General features: G+C 60.5%; 13 protein-coding genes. 2 read left to right on the top strand and 11 right to left on the bottom strand.

Annotated features, from left to right (window positions below; translation table 11 throughout):
- Positions 1–34 precede the first annotated feature (34 nt).
- The 10 genes from AC54XV_RS13190 to AC54XV_RS13145 form a co-directional block, all read right to left on the bottom strand.
- The gene (locus tag AC54XV_RS13190) at positions 35–2,146 is read right to left on the bottom strand and encodes a putative bifunctional diguanylate cyclase/phosphodiesterase (RefSeq protein WP_058398597.1); all 2,112 of its coding nucleotides are present in this window, start codon (positions 2,144–2,146) and stop codon (positions 35–37) included.
- Positions 2,147–2,315: 169 nt separating this feature from the next.
- Complete coding sequence (locus AC54XV_RS13185) at positions 2,316–3,779, bottom strand: efflux transporter outer membrane subunit (protein ID WP_058398596.1); 1,464 nt, start codon at positions 3,777–3,779, stop codon at positions 2,316–2,318.
- A complete protein-coding gene (locus AC54XV_RS13180; RefSeq protein ID WP_032653542.1) occupies positions 3,776–6,883 on the bottom strand; it encodes an efflux RND transporter permease subunit in 3,108 nt (1,035 codons plus the stop codon). The genes AC54XV_RS13185 and AC54XV_RS13180 overlap by 4 nt, the downstream gene beginning before the upstream one ends.
- A complete protein-coding gene (locus tag AC54XV_RS13175; protein WP_024659656.1) occupies positions 6,880–9,990 on the bottom strand; it encodes an MdtB/MuxB family multidrug efflux RND transporter permease subunit in 3,111 nt (1,036 codons plus the stop codon). Before AC54XV_RS13175 ends, AC54XV_RS13180 begins: the two co-directional genes overlap by 4 nt.
- Entirely contained in the window at positions 9,987–11,291 is a 1,305-nt protein-coding gene (locus tag AC54XV_RS13170; protein ID WP_011267712.1) for an MdtA/MuxA family multidrug efflux RND transporter periplasmic adaptor subunit, read from the bottom strand. The genes AC54XV_RS13175 and AC54XV_RS13170 overlap by 4 nt, the downstream gene beginning before the upstream one ends.
- A 153-nt stretch (positions 11,292–11,444) precedes the next feature.
- The gene (gene tpx, locus AC54XV_RS13165; RefSeq protein WP_003402767.1) at positions 11,445–11,945 is read right to left on the bottom strand and encodes a thiol peroxidase; all 501 of its coding nucleotides are present in this window, start codon (positions 11,943–11,945) and stop codon (positions 11,445–11,447) included.
- A gap of 90 nt (positions 11,946–12,035) precedes the next feature.
- Complete coding sequence (locus AC54XV_RS13160) at positions 12,036–12,953, bottom strand: LysR family transcriptional regulator (protein WP_024651443.1); 918 nt, start codon at positions 12,951–12,953, stop codon at positions 12,036–12,038.
- Between the two features lie 119 nt (positions 12,954–13,072).
- Positions 13,073–16,753: a translocation/assembly module TamB domain-containing protein gene (locus tag AC54XV_RS13155; protein WP_496718859.1), complete on the bottom strand. Its 3,681-nt coding sequence runs from the start codon at positions 16,751–16,753 to the stop codon at positions 13,073–13,075.
- A 5-nt stretch (positions 16,754–16,758) separates the two neighbouring features.
- Positions 16,759–18,483, bottom strand: a complete 1,725-nt coding sequence (locus AC54XV_RS13150; RefSeq protein WP_003402770.1) for an autotransporter assembly complex protein TamA — start codon at positions 18,481–18,483, stop codon at positions 16,759–16,761.
- A gap of 59 nt (positions 18,484–18,542) precedes the next feature.
- Positions 18,543–19,214 (bottom strand): GNAT family N-acetyltransferase, encoded by a 672-nt coding sequence (locus AC54XV_RS13145; protein WP_003345438.1) that lies wholly within the window; start codon positions 19,212–19,214, stop codon positions 18,543–18,545.
- Positions 19,215–19,406: 192 nt separating this feature from the next.
- Here AC54XV_RS13145 and xthA point away from each other — a divergent pair, with 192 nt between their 5' ends.
- Together xthA and AC54XV_RS13135 are read left to right on the top strand one after the other, a co-directional pair.
- Positions 19,407–20,219 carry an exodeoxyribonuclease III gene (gene xthA / locus AC54XV_RS13140; protein ID WP_024641291.1) on the top strand — a complete coding sequence of 271 codons (813 nt, stop codon included), beginning with the start codon at positions 19,407–19,409 and terminating at the stop codon, positions 20,217–20,219.
- Positions 20,220–20,367: 148 nt separating this feature from the next.
- Entirely contained in the window at positions 20,368–21,711 is a 1,344-nt protein-coding gene (locus AC54XV_RS13135) for a substrate-binding domain-containing protein (protein ID WP_496718856.1), read from the top strand.
- Positions 21,712–21,722: 11 nt separating this feature from the next.
- On the opposite strand, the gene AC54XV_RS13130 is transcribed toward AC54XV_RS13135, so the two are convergent.
- Positions 21,723–22,952, bottom strand: a complete 1,230-nt coding sequence (locus AC54XV_RS13130; protein ID WP_003402774.1) for an acyl-CoA dehydrogenase — start codon at positions 22,950–22,952, stop codon at positions 21,723–21,725.
- Positions 22,953–23,023 lie beyond the last annotated feature (71 nt).

Here is a 23,023-nt window from a genome sequence, read left to right as displayed (position 1 = left end):
GACAGCCTTTATCGTCCAGCGCCATCTGCGCGCGTCAGAAAGCCGCTTGCCCGGTATCGGACGCTTCCACTGCAGCTTTCGCTTCGGCGGCGCGGATTTCTTCGAGAAACTGCTCGGCCGGTAACGGATAACCCAGCAGGAAGCCTTGCAGCGAGTGACATCCCAGGTGAGTCAGGAAGCGCTGCTGAACAGCGGTTTCGACGCCCTCGGCGACGATCCGCAGATTCAACGCCTGCCCTACCGCGACGATGGCCGAGACGATGGCGGCGTCGTCGGTGTCATGCTCCAGGTCGCGGACGAAGCCCCGATCAATCTTGATTTCATTGGCGGGCAGTCGTTTCAGGTACATCAGGCTGGAGTAACCGGTGCCAAAATCATCGATCGACAGGTCCACGCCCATTTCCGAAAGCCTTCGCAACACCGCCAGGCTGGCATCCGCATCATGCATGGCCGTGGTCTCGGTGATTTCCAGGGTCAGGCAGTTGGCCGGCAACTGATGCCGGGCCAGTGTGTCCGCCACTGCCGTAACCAGCCCGGCATGACAGAACTGCAAGGCTGACAGATTGACTGCAATGCGCCAGTGCGAGTATCCCTGCGTGTACCACTCACGCATTTGCCGACAGGCTTCGTCCAGTACCCACTCGCCGATCTGAATGATCAGGCCGGTCTTCTCCGCCATGGAAATGAACAGGTCCGGCCCAAGGACGCCCTGTTCCGGGTGGTTCCAGCGCAGCAACGCTTCTGCGCCTACGGGCAGTCCGGTCATGGCGTCGAACTTGGGCTGGTAATAGATACAGAACTGCCGGTGCTTGATCGCCTTGTGCAAATCCTGCGACATCTGCAACTGATTGCGGGCGTTACTGTTCATCGACACATCGAAAAAGCTGTAGCCGTTCTTGCCGGCCGCCTTGGTGTGGTACATGGCGGCGTCGGCATTGATCAGAAGCTCATGCTGGGTGCTGCCATTGCCCGGGTACACGCAGATGCCGATGCTGAGGGAAATCTGCAATTGATGTTCGCTAATGATAAACGGGTTGCCGACCTCACTGACCTGTCGTCTGGCAACGGCCAATGCATCCTCAGGGTGTTGAAGCTCCACCAGCAGGACAAACTCGTCACCGCCGACTCTGGCCAGCGTGTCGCGACGGTGCAGGCTGTTGCGAAGACGCAAGGCGACCTGCCGCAACAGCAGGTCGCCGGTGTGGTGCCCGAACGCGTCATTGACCGGTTTGAAGCCATCGAGGTCCATGAACATCAGCGCAAAGCAGCCACCCGTCTCGGTGGCCCTCTTCATTGCCTGATCGATGCGTTCGGTCAACAACGCCCGGTTTGGCAAACCGGTCAGGTTGTCATGCAGGGCCAGGTGGGTCAGTTCCAGATTGGCTTGCGTCAGAGAATCGGCCAGCACGGCGGTACGTGTTTCCAGATGCGAATCGAGAATACAGCTGAACAGCGCAATCCCCAGAATCGACAGGCTGGCGACCAGCACGAACCTGTCCAGCCCGTTACTGCTCAACCCTTGGGGCAGCGCACCACAAAAGCTGCCATCGGCAAAATTCGCAGCGGCCATACCGGTGTAATGCATGCCGATGACAGCTAGCCCCAGCAACAGCGCCGCCGAGGCGCGCAACACGTAGACTTTCGGGCGTTGCTGACGAAGGTGGAAGGCTACGCGCAATGCTGCTGCGGATGCAACGACAGCAATGACCAACGAAAGCGCGAACAGCCACGGCGTGTACTGGATGCCCGGCTGCATACGCATTGCAGCCATGCCGGTGTAATGCGTGGCGCTGATGCCAAGCCCCAGTAACAGCGACCCCAGGCTCAGTTGCAGTGCCGGCAATCGCGGCAGAGTGGCGAGCCACAGGGCGAACCCTGAAAAGCCGATGGCGATCAACAGCGAAAGCAGCACCAGTGGCACGTCGTAGCCCAGGTCGATGGGCAATACGAACGCCAGCATACCGATGAAATGCGTCGACCAGGTGCCGACGCCCATCGCGACAGCGCCTCCTGCGATCCATAGATGAACGGCACGGCCCCTGGCCGAAACGATGCGGCCAACCAGATCGAGGGCCGTATAGGCGGCAAGAATAGCGACGAGAATCGAGATGACGACGAGTGAGGGGATGTAACTGCCAATCAACATAAACGCACCTGGAAACCAATGAGCGCGTCCATGCCGATCTTGTGCGGGTGATTGTACGCATTAGCGGCCGAATGTCGCGGCACTTGGTCGCAAAGCTGGCTAATAGCTATTATTTTTTCGTTTACTGCGAACAGTTCCACTGAAAATCTGCGTTCTGAACCCGAAATACTTATTCCCGGAGCGTCAAACCTGTCTCGGCATCCCAGCCCCCGCCCAGTGCGGCGATCAATTGAACGCTGGCAATCAACCGGCTTTGCAGCACGCTGAGCACACTGCGTTCGTTGCTCAAGGCAGTCGCCTGCACATTGACGACGTCCAGATAGCCGATCAGCCCGGCCTTGTATTGATTGTTGGTCAGGCGCAGTGAATCACGAGCCGAGACCAGCGCTTCCTGGCGCACCGCAGCCTCCTGCTCGTATACCTTGAGCTGAACCAGATAGTTCTCGACCTCCTGAAAACCGTTCAGCACGGTCTGCCGGTACTGGGCAACAGTCTGGTCATACACGGCCTCGGTACGATCAACCTCGGCCGAGCGCCTGCCGCCGTCGAACAGGGTCAGCGCCAGCTGCGGGCCTACCGACCAAAAGCGGTTGGGCAGGCTGATCCAGTTGGCAAAGGTACTGCTGCTGTATCCGCCGCTCATGCTCAGCGTGAAGTCCGGGTAGTAAGCGGCCCTGGCGACGCCGATGTTGGCATTGGCGCCCATCACCGAGCGCTCGGCTGCGGCAATGTCAGGTCGGCGTTCTAGCAGCTGCGAAGGCAGGCCTGGCGGGATCTGCGGCAACTGCGGAATCGAGGTGCTGGCGGGCAGATTGAAGTCTGCCGGTGCCATGCCCATCAGTACCGCGATGGCATTCTCGAATTGCGCACGCTGCCAGGCCAGATCAATCAGATCGGCCTGGGTGCTTTTCAACTGCGTCTGCGCCTGCGCGACAGCATCACTTCCGGAGATACCGGCCCGGTACTGGTTCTGCGTCAGCGTCAGGGAGCGCTGATAGGCATCCACTGTGGATTCGAGCAGGCGTTTTTGTTCATCGATCACGCGCAATTGCAGGTAATTCTGTACCAGCTCCGATTGCAGACTCAGGCGCATCGCGGCCAGGTCGGCAAGACTTGCCTGAGCATTGGCGGTGTCCGCCTCCAGCCCGCGCCGCAGCTTGCCCCAGACATCGGCCTCCCAACTGACGCCCAGTTGCGCGTTGTAACTGTTGCGAATCCCCGAGGCACTCGTGCCGCTATTCGACGTGCCTGTGCCCTGCCCCGAGCGGGTTTTGCCGGTTGTCAGGTCAAGCGTAGGCAGGAATGCAGCCCTGGAGCTGCGCACCAGTGTCTGTGCCTGTCGATACTGCGCATCGTACTGGGCGACGGTCTGGTTGGACGTGTTCAGGCGCTCGACCATAGCGTTCAGTTGCGGGTCGTTGTACACCTCCCACCACGCACCTTTGGCCATCCCGTCACTCGGCGTCGCCGTACGCCAGCCCTGCGCAGCCTTGAACTGCGCGGGTGCGGCCATAGACGGCTTCTGGTAATCCGGACCCACAGCGCAGGCGCTGAGCAGCACCACACAAAGCCCCAGCGCGAATGGACGAATCAGCCCTGTCGGGCGGGAGGTGAATGCCAGGCGTTCGGTCATAGCGGAGTTTCCAGAGCAGCATCGGTGCGCACGCCACGCCATTTGTTGTAACGATGGCGCAGACGGTCGAGATAAAGGTAAACCACCGGAGTGGTATAGAGGGTCAGGACCTGGCTGAAGATCAGGCCGCCGATGATGGTCAAGCCCAGCGGCTTGCGCATTTCAGCGCCTTCGGCGGTGCTCAGCAGCAGCGGCAAAGCCCCCAGGATGGCGGCCATCGTGGTCATCAGAATGGGCCGCAGACGCTGCAGGCAGGCACTGCGGATCGACTCTTGCGGCGTCATTCCCTGTTCGCGTTCCAGATGCAAGGCAAGGTCGATCATCATGATCGCGTTTTTCTTGACCACGCCGATCAGCAGGAACAGCCCCAACAGGGAGATCAGACTGAATTCGCTGCCCAGCACATAGATCGTCAGCAATGCGCCAACCCCTGCGGACGGAAGCGTCGAAAGGATCGTCAGCGGATGAATGTAGCTTTCGTAGAGGATCCCCAGCACCAGGTACACCGCCAGCAACGCACCGAGGATCATCCACGGCTGACTCTTCTGCGTCGAGGCGAAGGCATTGGCGGTCCCGGCCATTTTGGAAATGATGTCGGACGGCAGCCCGATGGCGGCAATCGCCCGCTCTATCGCCACGGTGGCCTTGTCGAGACTGGCCCCTTCGGCCAGATCGAAGGAAATGTTTTCAGCGGCGAACTGGCCGTCGTGCGATACCCGGTCGTTGGCCAGACTGCGCTCGTAATGGGCGATACTCGACAGCGGTACGCGCTGCCCGTCTGCGGTAATCACCTGGACCTGCTCCAGCGTCACCGGGTCCTGGGCGTATTTTGGATTGACCTCCATCACCACCTTGTACTGGTTGAGGCTGTCATAGATGGTCGATACCTGGCGCTGGCTGTAAGCGTTGTTGAGCACCGCCGTGACCATGTTCATATCGATACCCAGCCGCTTGGCCGTGTCACGGTTGACCACCAGGGTCACCTGCTGTGCTCCGCGCCCTTCCCGTGCGTCGATGGCGGTCAGCTCGGGTATCGACTTGAGCGCTGCGACGATCTTCGGGTACCACAGACGCAGGCTGCCCAGGTCAGCGCTCTGCACGATGTATTGATACTGCGAACTGGTCTGCTCGCGACCGCCGCCCAGTTGCAGGTCCTGATCCGGTGCCAGGAACAGCCTGCCGCCCGGCACATGCGGCATGTTCTTGCGCAGGCGCTCGACCACTTTCTCGGCAGACAGCTTGCGCTCGGCAATCGGCTTGAGGCGCACGATCATGAAAGCGTTATTGGTGCCACCGCTGCCACCGATAAAACCGGCAACGCTTTCCACCGCAGGGTCAGCGAGAATCGACAGGCGGAAGGTCTCCATTTTCGGCTGCATGACCGAAAACGAAAGGCCATCGTCACCGCGCACGAAACCCATCAGTTGCCCGGTATCCTGTTGCGGCAGAAAGGTCTTGGGTACCACCACATACAGCGCGATATTGACCACCACGGTGATCAGCAGGCTGAGCAGCGTCAGCCTTCGATGCCGCATCACCCAGCCCAGCGAGCGGTCGTAGCCTGCCACCATTCGATCGTTGACCCGCTCGCTCCAGCGCTGAAAGGCGTTTTCCCCATGGGCTTCGCGTGGCTTCAACCAGCGCGCGCACAACATTGGCGTCAGGGTCAGGGACACGATCAGCGAGACGATGATCGACACTGACAAGGTAATGGAAAACTCGCGAAACAGACTTTCGACCAGACCGCCCATGAACAGGATGGAAATGAACACCGCGACCAGCGAGACGTTCATCGACAGCAAGGTGAACCCGACCTCCTTGGCGCCCAGAAAAGCCGCTTTCATGGGGTCAAGGCCGTTGTGAATATGCCGGGATATGTTTTCCAGCACGACGATGGCGTCGTCCACCACCAGACCGGTGGCGAGGATCAACGCCATCAGTGACAGGTTGTTCAGCGAGAAGCCGAACAGGTGCATGATCGCAAAGGTGCCGACCAGCGATACCGGAACCGCCAGGGTGGGGATCAGCGAGGCGCGAAAACTGCCGAGGAACAGGAACACCACCATCACCACCAGCACCACGGCAATCAGCAGGGTCATTTCGGCTTCGTGCAGCGTCGCCTTGATCACCGGAGAGCGGTCCATCGCGATATTGAGGCTGACACTGGCCGGCAGCACCGCTCGCAACGCTGGCAACTGCGCCTTGATCTGCGCCACGGTTTCAATGATGTTGGCGCCCGCCTGGCGGTTGACGACCAGCAGCACGGCACGGTCATTGTTGTAGAAGCCGCTGTTGTAACGGTCCTCCACGGCGTCGCTGACTTTCGCCACGTCCTTGAGGCGCAAGGTCGCTCCGTCCTTGTAGCGAATGATCAGCGGCGCATAATCCTTGGCGGTTTCCAGTTGATCGTTGGCCTGCACCTGCCAGTTATGCTGGTCGTCCTCCACAAACCCCTTCGGTCGCCTTACGTTGGCGCCGGTGATCGCAGTCCGCACGTCGTCGAGCGATACGCCATACTGGGAGAGCATCTGCGGCTCCAGCTCGATACGCACAGCAGGCAGCGAGCTGCCGCCGATCTGCACTTCGCCGACCCCGGAAACCTGTGACAGGCTCTGCGACAGGATGGTGGACGCCAGGTCGTAAAGCTGGCCCTTTTCCAGCACCGTCGACGTCATCGACAAGACCATGATCGGCGCCTGCGACGGGTTGACCTTCTTGTAGGTCGGCATGCTGCGCATCCCGCTGGGCAGCAGGTTGCGTGAGGCATTGATCGCCGCCTGCACTTCCCGGGCAGCGCCGTTGATGTCGCGATCCAGATCGAACTGCAGAATGATCCGTGTGGTGCCCTGGCTTGAATTGCTGGTCATGGTGTTGACACCGGCAATACTGCCCAGCGAACGCTCCAGCGGCGTGGCCACCGTGGACGCCATCACCTCAGGGCTGGCGCCGGCGAGGCTGGCCGAAACCACAATCACCGGGAAGTCCATGTTCGGCAACGGTGCCACCGGCAACAGGCGAAAGCTCACCGCGCCCAGCAGCATGATCGCCAGGCTCAGCAGAACGGTCGCGACGGGGCGGCGGATGAACGGCGCTGAGAGGTTCATGCGTCAGCCCGTTCCTGTCGGTCCGGGTCGGCAGGCTTGCGACTCCAGCGACGGCCAAGGCGGTCGAAATACAGGTAGATGACCGGAGTGGTGAACAGTGTCAGCACCTGGCTGAGCAACAGCCCGCCGACCATCACCAGCCCCAGTGGTTGCCGCAATTCGGCGCCGGAGCCACTGGCGAGCATCAGCGGGATGGCGCCGAACAATGCTGCCAGGGTGGTCATGAGAATCGGCCGGAAGCGCAACAGCGCCGCATCGTAGATCGCCTGCTCGGGCGCAACACCGCGGTTGCGCTCCGCGTCGAGCGCGAAGTCGATCATCATGATCGCGTTCTTCTTGACGATACCGATCAACAGAATGATGCCGATGATCGCGATCATCCCCAGATCGTTGCCGCTGATCAGCAGAGCCAACAAGGCCCCCACCGCGGCCGACGGCAGGGTCGAGAGGATGGTGATCGGGTGAATGTAGCTCTCGTAGAGCACGCCCAGCACGATGTACATGGTGACCACCGCCGCCAGAATCAGCAGCAACGTGCTGGACAACGAAGCCTGAAACGCTTCGGCAGCGCCCTGGAACTGGGTCTGCACGCCAATCGGCATGCCGATCTCCTGCTCGACCTGCTCGATCACCTTCACCGCCTTGCCCAAGGCGATGTCGGGTGCCAGGTTGAACGACATCATCACTGCAGGAAACTGCCCGAGGTGAGCGATGGCCAGCTGCGCCTGGCGCTGCTCGACACGTGCCAGGCTCGACAGCTTCACCTGTGCGCCATCGGTGGTCTTGACGTGGATCTGCTCGAGCGCCGCCGGGCCGAGTTCACTGCCCGACGCAGCCTGCAGCACCACGCGGTACTGGCTGGCCTGCGTATAGATGGTGGATATCTGGCGCTGACCGAATGCGTCGTACAGCGCATCGGTAATGTTCGCAACCGTGACCCCGACCCGGCTGGCCGCATCACGATCGATGTTCAGGTACACCTGCAAACCTTTGTCCTGCAGGTCGCTGGCCACATCCCTCAGTTCGGGCCGCTTGCCGAGCGCGTCTACCAGTTTTTCGCTCCACAACGTCAGCAGCTCGGCGTCGGGCGACGACATGCTGAATTGATACTGGGTGCGACTGACCCGGTCTTCGATGGTCAGATCCTGCACCGGCTGCATGAACAGACGGATATCCGACAGTTTGTCGACCTCTGGCTGCAGGCGCTGGATCACCTCGGACGCAGTCAGGTCGCGCGCTCCGTGAGGCTTGAGGTTGATCAGCAGACGCCCGCTGTTGAGCGTGGCATTGTCACCGTCGACACCGATGTAGGACGACAGACTGACCACTGCCGGGTCCTTGAGAATGATGTCGGCCAGTGCCTGCTGACGCTGGCTCATCGCCGCGAAAGAGACCGACTGTGGCGCTTCCGAAATACCCTGGATCACCCCGGTATCCTGCACCGGGAAAAAGCCTTTGGGCACGACGATGTACAGCAGCACCGTCAATGCCAGGGTGGCCAAAGCGACCAGCAGGGTCAGTGGCTGATGCTTGAGCACCCAGCGCAGCCTGCCCGCGTAGATGTCGATCAGCCAGTCGATCCAGGCACCACTGGCGCGGTAAAAGCGGCTCTGCTCTTCTTCCCTGGGCTCGCGCTTGAGCAAGCGTGCGCACATCATTGGCGTCAGGGTCAGCGAGACCACCAGCGATATCAATATCGCGACCGCCAGGGTAATCGCGAACTCGCGGAACAGCCGCCCTACCACGTCGGCCATGAACAACAGCGGGATCAATACCGCAATCAGTGACAGGGTCAGGGAGATCAGGGTGAAACCGATCTGCTTCGCGCCCTTGAGCGCGGCCTGCAAGGGCGTCTCGCCTTCTTCGATATGCCGGGAGATGTTTTCCAGCATGACGATGGCGTCATCGACGACGAAACCTGTGGCAATGGTCATGGCCATCAGCGTCAGGTTGTTGACCGAGAAACCGGCCAGGTACATCACGCCGAACGTGCCTACCAGCGACAGCGGAACGGCGATCGAAGGAATGATCGTCGCGCTGAAACGACGCAGGAACAGGAACGTGACCAGCACCACCAGGATGATCGCGATCAGCAATTCGTGCTGAACATCGGTCACCGACGCGCGGATCGTCTGCGTGCGGTCCGTCAGGACCACGACGTCGAGCCCCGCCGGAAGGTTTTCGGTGATCGACGGCAGCAACGCCTTGATCCGGTCGACCACCTCGATCACGTTGGCGCCCGGCTGGCGCTGAATATTCAGCAGCACCGCCTGGCTCCGATTGGCCCAGGCCGCGAGCCGCTCGTTTTCGGCACCATTGACGATTTCGGCGACATCCTTCAGGCGCAAGGGTGCGCCATCCTTGTAAGCCAGAATCAGGTTGGCGTACTCCTCCGGAGACTTCAGCTGATCGTTGGCATCCAGCATCGACACCCGGGTCGGCCCGTCGAAGTTACCCTTCGGCTGGTTGACGTTGGAGGCGCTGATCAGGGTACGCACATCGGACAGGTTGAGGCTGTTGGCGGCGAGCGCCTCCGGATTGACCTTGATCCGTACCGCCTGACGCTGCCCGCCGGCAATGCTGACCATGCCGACACCGCTGATCTGCGAGATCTTCTGCGCCATGCGCGTATCGACCAGATCATTGAGCTTGGGCAACAACATGGTTTTCGAAGTGATCGCCAGGGTCAGAACCGGAGTATCGGCCGGGTTGACCTTGTTGTAGACCGGAGGCGCTGGCAGGTCAGTTGGCAGCAGGTTGGTGGCCGCGTTGATCGCTGCCTGCACCTGCTGCTCGGCGACATCCATATTGATTTCAAGGCTGAAGCGCAAGGTAATGACCGACGCACCGCCAGAGCTGGTCGAGGCCATCTGTGTCAGGCCGGGCATCTGTCCGAATTGACGTTCCAGCGGCGCAGTCACGGAACTGGTCATCACCTGCGGGCTGGCACCCGGGTACAGGGTCATCACCCGGATGGTCGGGTAGTCGACCTGGGGCAACGCCGAAACCGGTAGCAAGGTATAGGCGATCAGACCCGCCAGGACGATTGCCAACATGCTCAGTGTGGTGGCAACCGGACGCAGGATGAACAGGCGCGACATGTTCATACGTTTGGTTTTTCCACCTTGCCGAGCGCCGCCGACTTGTCGGTCTTGCTGTCAGGCTTGCCTTGCAGCTTCTGAGCCGGGCCAGCCGGGACTTCCTTGCTGTCGTTGACGACTTCGACTTCGGCACCGTCGCGCAGACGGTCGGTGCCTTCGAGCACCACCCGCTCGCCGGCTGCCAGACCTTCGGTAATCACCGTGGATGTCTCGTCGCTCGGGCCGGTCTTCAGCAGTTTGAGCTTGACCTTCTTGTCACCGTCCAGCACGTAGACAAAGGTCCCGTCGGTGCCAAACTGCACGGCAGCCGTCGGCACCAGCGTGACTTTTTTCAGCGTGTCGGCGCGCAGCCGTATATTGACGAACTGATTGGGAAACAGGACCTCGTCGCTGTTATCGAAACGCGCCTTGAACTTCAGTGTGCCGGTAGCCACGTCGATCTGGTTGTCGAGGCTGGCCAGTACGCCGGTGGCCTGCATCTTCGTATCGCCACGGTCCCAGGCTTCGACCGGCAGCTTGTCGCCGGTGCGGTAGCGGGAAATAACTTTCGACAGGTCCTTTTCAGGCAGCGTGAATGCGACGGAAATAGGCTGGGTCTGGGTAATCACCGCCAGTGCCGTGGTGTCATTGGCGGCAACCAGATTACCCACGTCCAGCTGTTTGAGGCCGACACGCCCGGCAATCGGGGCACGAATGCGACTGAAGTCCAGGTTGAGTTTTGCGTCAGCCACGGCAGCCTGATTGGTCTTGATGGTGCCCTTGTATTGGTTGACCAGCGACTCGGCAGTGTCGAGGGTCTGCTTGGCGATGCTGTCCTCGGCAAACAAGCCTCGGTAACGCTGCACGTCGAGCTGAGCGTTCTTGAGCAGCGCCTGGTTGGTGGCCAGCGTACCTTCGGCCTGCTGCAACGCCACTTGATAGCTGCGCGGATCGATTTCAGCCAGCAGATCACCCGCCTTGACCATCTGCCCTTCCTGGAAATAAAGCTTGACCAGCTCCCCCGCCACGCGGCTGCGCACATTGATGGTGTTCATCGCCGTCACGGTGCCAAGTGCCTTGTAGTAGATCGGAAAATCACCTTCGGTAGCCGGGGCCACACGCACCGGGACCGCCACAGCCGATCCGCCGAAGCCGGGCCTTGCCATGCCGCTTGTAGCGGGCTTCTTGTTGCTCTCGGCCCCCTTGCCGGAAGTGGACGCAGGCCAGAACCACCAGCACAAGGCGACGATGACCAACAGGACCAGCAAACTGATCAACCAGCGACGGGATTTACGGGAGCCAGACGATTGCATGAATAAATCAACCATTACAGGTGGGGGTTTGTTCAGAAGGCTGAACAATAAGCACAGTTACGTTACAAGCAAAGCGCCTTTACCAAGCGCTTACTTTGGATAAACGTATGAAGCACAAACAAAAAAAACGGCCTGAGCGGACTCAGGCCGTCTATAGGTTGCGGAAAGTTACTTCAGCACAGCCAATGCAGCGTCGTAGTTGGGCTCACTACCGATCTCGGCGACCAGTTCGCTGTGCAGCACCTTGTCGTTCTCGTCCAGAACAACCACGGCGCGCGCAGTCAGACCCGCGAGCGGGCCGTCGGCAACGGCAACACCATAATTGCGGGCAAAATCGGCACTGCGGAACGAGGACAGGTTCTGGACATTCTCCAGGCCTTCGGAGCCGCAGAAACGCGCCTGGGCAAACGGCAGGTCGGCCGAGATGCACAGAACCACGGCGTTGCTCAGGTCATTGGCCTGAGTGTTGAATTTACGTACCGAAGTGGCACAGGTCGGCGTATCGACGCTCGGGAAGATGTTCAATACCTTGCGCTTGCCGGCGAAGGAAGCCAGAGTCTTATCGGCAAGACCTGCGCCCACCAGCGTGAAATCGTGTGCCTTGCTACCGACTTCAGGCAGGTTGCCACTGACCTGAACGGGGCTGCCTTTGAGGGTCACTTGAGCCATGAAACACGTTCCTTTTCAAAATGGATGAAAGAGCCGGAAGTTAAACACGAAAGTGTGCCGCGGCCTATATGGGATAATTCTGAATTTTTTTCAGGAAACCAGTCTGTCCCTGATATCTGTGTGGGCACACAATTCCACCAGCCAATCAACGAATACCCTGACCCGTCGTGACAACTGTCGATGCGGGGGGTAAAGCGCGGTCAGTGGCAGCGGCGGCGGACGATGCAATCGCAATACTTCCACCAGCCCACCGCTGCGCAATTGCGCGGCGACATGGTAGCGCGGCACCTGAATCAGGCCGAAACCGGCTTCGCACGCTGCGACATAACCGTCGGCACTGTTGACAGCGATCGAGCAGGCCGATGCGTGTTCGACGCCCATACCAGCAGCCATGAACTCGAGGCCATAACGCTTGCCGGTGCTGGTCGAAAAATATTCGATTACCTGATGTTGCGCGAGCGCCTGCAGGTCCAGTGGCGTGCCGTGTTGCGCCAGGTACTCGCGACTGGCGCAGGTAATCTGGGTCAGACTGCCCAGCGGCCTGGCAACCAGTGTTTCATCCAGTGCCGCTCCGGCACGCAACACGCAGTCCACGCCTTCGCGGATCAGATCGACCGGCCTGTCACTCATGCCGATCTCCAGGCGGATCTGCGGGTAGCGTCGGCTGAATTCAGGCAGCGCCGGGATGATGATCATGCGCCCCAGACTGACCGGCAGATCGACACGCAACAGCCCCTTGGGCTCGGCCCCCGTCGCCGAGAACGACGCTTCGGCATCGTCCAGATCGGCCAGCAGGCTGACGCAGCGCTGGTAATAGGCCTTGCCGTCCGGGGTGGCGCTGACCTGCCGCGTCGTACGCTGCAAAAGCTGTACGCCCAGATGCGCTTCGAGCTGCTTGATCAGAATCGTCACCGAGGCACGGGGCATGTGCAGACTCTCGGCCGCCCTGGCGAAACCGCCCAGCTCGACGATACGGGTGAACACGCGCATGGCGTTGAATCGATCCATGATGGCCGGCAACCTGAAGGTAGATGACATGTGAGGTAACTTGCAGTTGCAAGAAAGACGCCCGGGAAAGGCCAGACGGCCGGGTGCAGAGCCGTGCTTTTAACGCCACCAGCCCTTGCCTAGAAGTCCCTTTTATAGAAAATATCCAGCGAGCTGGCAACACCGCTCGCGGCCTCCAGGTACACGCGCTTGCTGAGCAGATAGCGCAAGGCGATGGTATTGGCCGGTTCAAACACGCCCACGCCATAACGCAGGCTGAGCTTGTCGGTGATCTTGCCGCTGGCAACCACGTTGGTCTTGTCGCCGGTTCCCGAGGTGTCCAGTTCGAAGTCCTTGATCCCCAGATTGTCGGCGAGCTTGCCAGTGGTCGACGAGCTACCTGCCACACCCAATGCCAGCGCAGCCTGAGCGACCATGTTGTTGTCTTCGCCGGAAGTGCTGAGCGGTCTGCCCATGACCAGATAGGAAAGCGCCTGCTCCTGGCTCATCGCAGGTTCGGAGAACACCTCGGTGGTAGGCTGCTCGGCGCTGCCGGTCAGGCGAATACCGGCAATCACGTCGTCGGTCTGCCGAATCGCCTCGATGTCCAGATAAGGCTGGTCGACCGGACCGGCAAACAGCAGACGCGCCTTGCGGATGGTCAGCCGCTGCCCATAGGCGCGATACCGACCATCGTTCAGGTTCAGTTCGCCACGGGTGTCCAAATTGTCGCCAATGTGCACATGCCCGACCAGATTGGCGGTCAGCCCGAAGCCGCTGAAGCTGAGCTTTTCCTGGCCGACGTCCACATCGATATCCATCGCCACCGCGAGCGGCGGAGCGCCTTCCTCGGTCTGCTGTCCGACGATTACCGTGTCACCGGAGAGCTTCACAGTGGAAGGCGGCAACTCGCGTACGGTAATCGCGCCATTGGGCACCAGCACCTTGCCGGAGATGGCCAGTCGCTCGCCCTGCATGGAGATTTTCAGATCAGGCGCCGCCTCTACCGCCGCATAGGGTTCGACAGTGATCGGCAGGCGCGAGCCCTTGAGGCTCACATCGACGTTCAGGCTCTGCCCCCAGGCCACCTGACCGCCTATGCTGCCCTGCCCGGTGCTGCCACTTTTCCAGCCGCCATTGAGCTGTACGCTTGCTCCGGCAATCAACGCCTGGACCTTGAGGTCGTGCAGTTCCATGGGCAGCTCTGCCCCCGCCACCTCACCCGCTTCAAGCGTCACGTTGCCGTTGACCAGCGGCGCCAGCAACGTGCCTGACAACCGGCCATTGCCATTCAGACGCCCATTGAGTTTCTGCACCATTGGCGCGAAAGGACGTGCCACCGAGATATCCAGCCCCGAGAGGTTGAAGTCACCTGCCAGGGTTTTGTCCTTGGCCAGCGGGTCGATCTGCGCGTTGAGCAGCAGCCTTCCCAGCTTGCCGCCATCGAAGTCCAGACGCGTGTCGATGCGTTTGGGCGCCAGTGTGGTGGCCAGTTTCAGCGTCTGATAAGGGAAGTCCAGCCACTGATTGTTGTTGCGTACCCGCAGCGTTCCGCCTCCGGCGTCAATCGTGACCTTGCCGCTGGGGCCGGCTGCCGGAATGTCGAGCTGCACGTCTGCATTCAGCGCGCCCTTCCAGGCAAAATCCTTGGGCATCCATTGCGCCAGGCTGTCCAGCGGGAAATTCTTGAGCTGATAACGCAGATGGGGTTCAGGCATCAGCCGCTGATCACCGCCACACAGGCTGGCAGCTCCGGACAACCAACAATGCGCACCGAAGTTGAGCCGGCCATCGGCCAGACGCTCGATCTTCGCTGGCTGCTGCAAACGCCAGTTCTGCCCGCCGCTCTGCACCGTACCGCTGGCCAGTCGGCCTCGCCAATCACCCTTGTCCAGACCACCGTCAAGGCCGATGGCCAGTTTGAGCAGAGGTCCTTGCAGGTCCAGCTTCACCTGCTGGCTCTTGAGCGTGCCCTGACCGTCCACCAGCAAGGTGCCCAACTGGGTATCGCCAGCCTGAATACCGGTGCCTTTCAGGTTGATGACCGCGCGTTGCGCCTGATCCAGTCTGGCGTTGAGCGTGAGGGTTTGCAGACGATTGTCCTGCAAGGCGAGCTGGCTGCCCTGCAAGGCCAGTTGTCCCTGGGGTGCCTGCAGCGTTCCGGCCAGGTCCAGCCGGCCTTTGACCTGCCCCTGCAAACGTGGCCAAAGCTGGGCCAGACGCGGCAGATCCATGTCCAACTGCCCCTTGAGACGCTCCTGCAGACTACCCATTCCTTGAATACGGTTGTCCCCGAGGCGGATGTTCAGACTGCTGACATTCCATTGCTGATCACGGCCGTCAGCCTTGGCTTGCAGCAGCGCAGGCTGACCACGCAGGCGCCCTTTCAAATCAAGGTCGGCGCTGAGTTCAAGCTGCTCGTTGCGCATCTGACCTTTGCTGCGTAACGGGCCTGCCAGTGTGCCGGGCAGTTCGGCAACCCAGAATGAAGGGTCCAGCGCACTCAGGTCCAGAGCCGTATCCCAGCCGATACCGTCAGCGAACTGCAGGTTCAGGAAACCGCTGGCCTTGCCCTGCCCGGCGACCAGCTCCAGCTGCGGCAGATGAATCTCCTGCAGATTGCCGCTGAACGGGCTGACCAGTGTGAACGCACCGGCAGGCCCCTTGAGGCTGGCGTTGAAATTGCCAAGGTAATTGCCATCGGTATAGGAAATATCGCCCTTGAAGGCATGCAATGCCACCTGAGGCTCTGACGCCAGTGGATACAGGCGCTGCCATGGGAAATCCAGCCAGTCAATGCTTGCATCCGCAGAAAAACCGCTCTGCCAGTTCATCTTGCCGTTGATGGCCAGACGCTGCTGATCATCGGCGGCCAGATCGAGTCCGGCGATGGTTGCGCCGTTGGCATCCACGCGTCCTTTCAATGACAACGCAACAGGGCCTTTCTCTGCGGGCAGGCTGGCGCTGCCATCTATCAAATAACCCGAGTCAAGATTGCCCTCGGCCGTCAGCAGCAACTGGTCCAGTTGCAAGGTGTCAGGCAATGCAGCGCTGGGTTTGAAGTGTTCGGCAGTCAGTCTGATGCGTGCAGGAAGGTGTTCGGCCAGGGGTTGCAACTCGCCAGTCAGCAATCCCGGCAGATAACCGCTGCTGTCCGCCTTGAGCTGCAGCGTCTTCAGCAGGTCGCCCTGGATGTCCAGCGCCAGCGTCCAGGGCTGGCCATCCTGTGGCGGAAGTTGCAGTTGACCTTGCACGCTGAGAGGCCAGTCGACCTCGGGTTTCAGCAGGCCATTGAGGTCCAGCACCAGCGCATCACGTTGCAGGTGCGCGCTGTCGATCTTCAAGCCTTCGGCGGTCCAGTGCGCTGCCAGCTTGAGATCGCGCAATTGTTCGACGCCATCCAGTTGCAGACCGCCCAGCTGTATATCACCCAGTTGCAGCGCCAGCGGTAACCTGAGCGTCGGTAACTGGATCGGGCCGTCGCTGGCGGGCGTATCGCTCGGCGGGAAATGCATCAGCACCTGCTGCGCATGCAGACGGTCGATGCACAGCGTCATCTTCAACAGGCAGGCCGGCGTCCAGGCGAAATCGACCGTTTGGACCTCGACGCGGTCTGCGCCCTGCTGCCACACGAGGCGTTCGGCGCTCCACTGGCCGCCCAGTCGCCCCTGAAAGTTTTCCAGCTGTACACCGGGCACCCGAGCCAAAGCCCACTGGCTGCCCGTATGGGTGCCCAGCAGCAGCGCGACACTGATGATCACTAGCAGCAGTAATGCGACGAGTCCCAGCCCGACGACCTTGGCGCCGCGGGTGATATTCACCTTGTTCAAAGCTCCGGCCCCATCGAAAAGTGCAGACGGATTCCGCCGTCATCGTCCAGCGCGTGGGCCAGATCGAGACGCAGCGGGCCTACTGGGGATACCCAGCGCACGCCGAAACCGACTCCGGTTTTCAGGTCTGGCTTGTCCAGGCTGTTGAACGAGTTGCCCTGATCGATGAAGGTCGCCAGGCGCCATTTGTCAGCGATGGAATATTGGTATTCGACGCTACCGGCAAACATGTATCGCCCACCGATGCGGTCGCCGTCGGAATTGGTCGGTGACAACTTCTGATAGTCATAGCCGCGCACGCTCTGATCGCCACCGGCAAAAAAGCGCAGCGAGGGCGGTATCGAGGTGTAACCGTCGGTGAGGTTGCCGCCAAACTGCACGCGACCGAGAAAGCGGTGATTTTGCGCGACGGTCGTCAGCCCTTTGAGCAGCACGTTGGCATGCACCAGATTGGCGTCAGACAACATGCCCTCCTTGGCCACCTGCGTGTCGAACTGCAGTCTGTAACCCTGGTGCGGGTCGATACGGTTGTCACTGCGCAGGTACGAGTAACTGATACCGGGCATCAGCAGCGTGCTGAGGCCGGCGTCATCGCCCAGGCGGTATTCTTCACGCTGCCATTTCAGGGATATGACCCGCTCCCAGCCGCTGGGCAGCTTGCTGTGCCATTCAGGCCCGGCAGTCAGCAATTTGCTGAGGCTGTCGGTTCCGGCGATCTCTTCATACTGATACCCACCGGCGTAGCGCAATTTGTCGGTCAGCGGCGGGTCGAGCGGTACGTCGTACCACAGGCCGATATTCTGCCGTGGCGCGGAAATCTCGGATTCGAAACCATAACTGTGGCCCTGCGGATTGGCCCAATGCCGGGTCCAGTTGGCTTTGCCACGCGGGCCAACGTCAGTCGAATAGCCCAGCCCCAACCCCATGGTGCGAGGCTTGCGGGTTTCGAGCTGAACGGTCACCGGAATAACCTGATTTTCCGCTGCGGTGGGCGCCGCATCGACCCGTACGCCCTCGAAGTAACCGCTGCCCTGCATGGCCTGGGTCAGTTCGGCGATCAGTTGGGAGTCGTAAGGCGTGTTTTCCTTGAACGGCACCATGCGCTTGAGCAGATCGTCATCAAATGGCGCGTCGCCACTGAACATGACCTTGCCGAGCGTGTAGCGCGGCCCGCTTTCATAGACCAGCTCGATATCCGCCACACCGGCCCGCGGGTCGATGGCCAGGCGCTGACGGGTGAAGTGACCGCTGAAAAATCCGTAACGCGAAGCCTGATTCTGGATCAGACGCTTGGCGTCTTCATAATTGCCGTGATTCAACACCGCGCCGGTTTTCAGCGCGTCGCTGCTCGGCACACGAAAGGCCTTCATTGCTGCCGCCGGGCCTTCGACCCGGATCACCACGTTACGCAGGTGAATGGGTTCGCCCGGCTGGATGTTGATCACCAGGCTCGGTTGATCTCCGTCCTTGATCTCACTATCAATCTGCGCCTGGTAATAACCCAGCGCCTGCGCGGCTTTTTCCGCCTGCTGCTCGGCACCGAGGCTGAAGTTGCGCAATGCCTGGGCATCACGCTCGCCCAGATCACCGACATACCCTTCGACGTTGGCCTTGAGTTGCGGATTGGCAGGCTTGATCCTGACGTCGAGGCGGGCCTGGGCAAGCGCGGCCGCACTCATGGTCATCAGGAAAACGCTGCTGAATAGTCTGAAAAGCTTCATGGGCGTAGATGCTACCACGATCGACAGGCTGCACTGGAAGCCCACGAATTGCAGGATATTCAGGCCATTACGTCAGGGACCGGCAGTGACACCTGAGGGTTCGGATGAAAAAACACATGCTCGCGGACGGGGCCTACAGCAATTTCACCGATTTCTTCATAGCCCTGCCGCTTATAGAACTCCAGATAACGCGGATTGCCCGTATCTACCACGATGCCCTGGGAGTGTTCATCCACTGCGCACCAGTCGTGCAGCGCCGCCAGCAGTTGCTCGCTCAGGTCCTGACCGAGCTTCTGCCCCTGGAACTCCGGATCAAGGCCGATCAACGGCAGCACATGCACGGTTTCCGACGGCACGCAGGCAAGTACTGCGTTGTAATACGCCAGATAGCGCTGGGTGCAACCCAGGCCGGTGTCCATCACCATGCGCAGACGCCAGGCCCAGCTTTCGGTGACACCCAGACGGCGCTGCGGCGGAGCGATCAGCGCTACGCCGACCAGGCGGTCCTGGAGAAACAGGCCCAGCGCAGGCTGGTTTTGCAAAAAGTGTTGTTTGACCAGTTGGCGGATGGTCGCCAACACGCGTTGCTCATATCCCTCGCGCTCGGCGTTGAACAGATAGGCAAATGTCGGATCGTGCCGGTAGGCCCTGAACAGCAAGGAGCGGGTTTCACGGGAATAACCACTGTCGAGTTGGCGAATTTCACCCGTGATGGCAGCAGGTAGGGACATAAAGGGCCTCGTGTTAACGGAACTGCGTCTGGCGCAGCGGTTTTGGCAAGCAGGCTTTCGAGTGATGGCCATTGATAACAGTTCCAACGAATTATCCAGACACGCCTCGGCCTGCGCTTGCGACGCGGCACTGGTCCTGAAACCACAGGTCGGCTAGCATCGTTGTTTGTTTTTGCTCAGGACCGCTGTTTTATGAAAATCATCTCGTTCAACATCAATGGTCTGCGCGCTCGACCGCATCAGTTGGCGGCGCTGATCGACAAACATCAGCCTGACGTGATCGGTCTTCAGGAAACCAAGGTTTCGGACGAGCAATTTCCCCAGGCGGAAGTCGAAGCGCTGGGCTATCACGTGCACTTCCACGGCCAGAAAGGCCATTACGGTGTCGCTTTGCTGTCTCGTAATGCGCCGCTGGCCCTGCACAAGGGTTTCGAGGGGGACGACGAGGAATCCCAGAAGCGTTTCATCTGGGGTACTTACGCCGACCGCAACGGCCAGCCGGTAACCATCATGAATGGCTACTTTCCACAGGGCGAAAGCCGTGATCACCCAACCAAATTCCCCGCCAAACAGCGCTTTTACGAGAACCTGCAAACGCTGCTCGAGGGCCACTTTCGCAACGATCAGCCGCTGATCGTCATGGGCGATGTGAATATTTCTCCGCAGGACTGCGATATCGGCATCGGCGCCGACAACGCCAAACGCTGGCTGAAAACCGGCAAGTGCAGCTTTCTGCCTGAAGAGCGGGAGTGGATGGAGCGCCTGAAGAACTGGGGCCTGGTGGACAGCTTTCGTCACCTGTACCCGGAGGTCGTCGACCGCTTCAGCTGGTTCGACTATCGTAGCCGTGGCTTTGAAGACGAGCCCAAGCGCGGCCTGCGCATCGATCTGATCATGACCTCTACCGGCTTGCAGCCACGCATCAAGGAAGCCGGTGTGGATTACGACTTGCGCGCCATGGAAAAACCGTCCGACCACGCACCGATCTGGCTTGAACTCAGCTGACTTATCCCCTCCTGTGCCCCTCCCGCGCGATCCCTCCTTAATAAGGCTCGGGTCGCGCTGAAACACGTACAGCCCCTGAAATTGTCATATTCCGGCAATCTCTCTGACTTATTCTCCCGGCACCCTCCCGTGATTCATGGTGACGCCGATGCTGCGCGCTTTGCTTACGGCGCTCATCCTGTCGAGCGCTACCCTGCCCGCTTTCGCGCAAGCCGCACTGCCGTTGCCTGCTGGCGATATACCGGCGTTGCGCATTCAAGGCTCCAACACCATCAACGCCCAACTGGGACCCGCGCTGGTCGAAGGATTGATGCGCCAGCAAGGTCTGCAATCGGTACAGACCCTCCCCGGCAACACCCTCAATGAACAGCGTGTGGTCGGAACCACAGCCGCCGGACAATCGGTCAGTGTCGAAATCGCCGCGCATGGCTCAGGCACCGGTTTTACCGCACTGAAAGCAGGTAACACAGATATCGCAGCCTCTTCTCGACCGATCAAGGATCAGGAGGCCAAAGATCTGGCGAGTCTGGGGGATCTGAAAAGTGCAGCCAGCGAGCAGACCATTGCCATCGACGGCGTTGCAGTGATTCTGCATCCCGGCAATCCGCTGAGACAACTGGATACCCTTCAACTGGCGCGCATTTTCAGTGGCGAAGTCAGAAACTGGAGTGAGGTCGGTGGCAATCCAGGCGCCATCCATCTTTATGTTCGCGATGAAAAGTCCGGCACCTACGAGACGTTCAAGGACCTGGTACTGACCAAATACGGCAAGAGCCTGCTGGGCAGCGCGGCGCGCTTCGAGTCCAGCGAGCAGCTCTCCGACGAAGTCAGCAAGGACATCAATGGTATCGGCTTCATCGGCCTGCCTTCCGTACGCCGCGCCAAGGCGGTGGCCATAGCCGATGGCGATTCCAGGCCCATGCTGCCGACGATCAGCCTGATTGCCACCGAGGACTACCCGTTGTCGCGACGACTGTACTTTTATGTACCCACGTCAACGCCTCAGCGCTGGGCGCAGGCGCTGGTTCGTTTCGCGCAAAGTGCCGAGGGCCAGGCCATCGTCGCGCAAAGCGGTTTTGTCGCGCAGACCGTACAGGTCCTCAAGGTGCAGCCTACCGCGCAGATGCCCGCCGATTACCAGGCGCTGGCACGCAAGGCCGAACGCCTGTCAGTCAATTTCCGCTTTGCTCAGGGCAGCGCGCGCCTGGACAACAAGGCGCAGCAGGACCTCAAGCGGGTTGCGGATTACCTGAAATCCAGCGACAAACTGGACCGGCATGTGACGCTGGTAGGCTTCGGCGACGCCAAGAGCGACCCGGAGCGGGACGCCCTGCTCTCCAGGCTGCGTGCCATGGCCGTGCGCCGGGAACTGCTGAAAAGAGGCGTAACGTTCCGCGATATCGTTGGTCTGGGTGACGAAATGCCGGTGGCTACCAATGAAATCGACGACGGCCGGATCAAGAACCGTCGGGTTGAAGTCTGGGTGCAGTGATCGACCGCTAGCTAGGACCTGCTGCGCGTTGAGTCTGCCGGCATATATTTGCCCAGTTCATACTTGCCGACGGCAGCGCGATGCACTTCATCCGGGCCGTCAGCCAGACGCAACGTACGCTGCATCGCGTACATGTAGGCCAGCGGGAAATCACTGGAAATCCCGGCGGCGCCGTGCATCTGGATCGCCCGATCAATGACCTTCAGCGCCACGTTGGGCGCGACCACCTTGATCTGCGCGATTTCGCTTCTGGCGACCTTGTTGCCGACGGTATCCATCATGTAGGCCGCTTTCAGGGTCAGCAGGCGTGCCATGTCGATTTCCATGCGCGAGTCGGCGATCAGGTCGATGTTGCCGCCCAGCCTGGCCAACGGCTTGCCGAATGCTACGCGGTCAATGGAACGCCTGCACATCAGCTCCAGCGCCCGCTCCGCCATGCCGATCGAGCGCATGCAGTGGTGAATCCGCCCTGGTCCGAGCCGCCCCTGAGCGATTTCAAACCCACGCCCCTCGCCGAGCAGGACGTTTTCGAACGGAACCCTGACGTTTTCGAACAACACTTCGGCATGGCCATGGGGCGCATCGTCATAACCAAACACCGGCAGTGGCCGCACGATCTTCACGCCGGGCGTATCGACCGGCACCAGAATCATCGAATGCTGCTGATGGCGCGGCCCTTCAGGATTGCTCAGGCCCATGAATATCAGGATTTTGCAGCGCGGGTCGCAGGCACCAGAGGTCCACCACTTGCGACCGTTGATGACCCACTGGTCACCGTCACGCTCAGCGCGCGCGGCCATATTGGTGGCGTCCGATGAGGCCACGTCGGGCTCGGTCATGGCAAAGGCAGAGCGAATCTCACCGCGCAGCAGCGGCTCGAGCCAGCGGGCTTTCTGTTCCTCGCTGGCATAGCGGACCAGTACCTCCATGTTGCCGGTGTCGGGTGCCGAGCAGTTGAAGGGCTCGGGACCGAGCATTGAGCGGCCCATGATTTCCGCCAGCGGCGCATATTCCAGATTGCTCAGGCCGGCGCCCAGTCCGGAATCGGGCAGGAACAGATTCCACAATCCTTCCGATCTGGCCCGGGCCTTGAGCTCTTCCATGATTGCCGTGGGCTGCCAGCGATCCCCTTCGGCCACTTGCCGCTCGAAAACCGGCTCGGCCGGATAGACGTAGGCATCCATGAACGCCGTGACGCGTTCACGCAGGGCCTGCACCTTCGGGGAATACGCAAAATCCATGGGGTCGCCACCGTGTCGATCAGGTTGTCGAAGTCATGAACACGATGCTAGAGAAACACTGCACATTTATC

The organism is Pseudomonas fragariae (ex Marin et al. 2024) (assembly GCF_059621105.1).
This window is presented reverse-complemented; position numbering and strand designations above follow the sequence as displayed.